Raw genomic sequence first — 698 nt, forward strand, 5'->3', positions numbered from 1 at the left:
GCTCGTCGCCTTCGCGATGCTGTGCTGATTGAACGCATTAGGGCTGTTCATCAGGATAATTACGGTGTTTACGGGGTGCGGAAAATGTGGCATGCTCTTCGCCGTGAAGGAATTGATATCGGGCGTGAACAAACCACTCGGTTGATGCGCCTGGCCGGTATTTCTGGCAAAGGCAAAGGCAGATCACCTATCACAACCCGAAGAGCTAACGTGCCTGATCTGCGCCCGGACTTGGTCGAGCGTGAATTCAAAGCTCAGGGTCCAAATAAGCTGTGGGTGGCCGACATTACGTATGTGCGCACGAAGAAAGGCTTTGTGTACGCCGCGTTTGTCACCGACGTTTACTCCCGCCGGATCGTTGGGTGGGCGTTATCAGACTCAATGCGGACTGAAGCACTGCCGCTGCAAGCTCTCAACCAAGCGATCGTGTGTGCTGAGGAAACAACAGGTCTCATTCACCATTCGGATCACGGGTCCCAGTACGTCAGCGTGGTCTACAACGAGCGACTAGCCCAGCACGGTATTGCCGCTTCCACTGGGACGGTTGGCGACTCCTACGACAATGCTCTTGCTGAAAACGTAAACGGCTCCTACAAGAACGAGCTAATCCATACTCGCAGGTGGGATGATGCTGTCGAGGTAGAAATCGCGACGTTCGAGTGGGTGTCATGGTGGAACGAGACAAGGCTCCACCAAAG

The 698-nt window shown here is 54.4% G+C and carries 1 protein-coding gene; it reads left to right on the forward strand.

What is annotated here, in order from left to right; genetic code table 11:
- The coding region (locus tag HMPREF2935_RS10200) for an IS3 family transposase (RefSeq protein WP_141756050.1) at nucleotides 1–698 on the forward strand (698 nt) is incomplete at both ends.

The organism is Corynebacterium sp. HMSC076D02, from assembly GCF_001813815.1.
Lineage (GTDB): Bacteria > Actinomycetota > Actinomycetes > Mycobacteriales > Mycobacteriaceae > Corynebacterium > Corynebacterium simulans.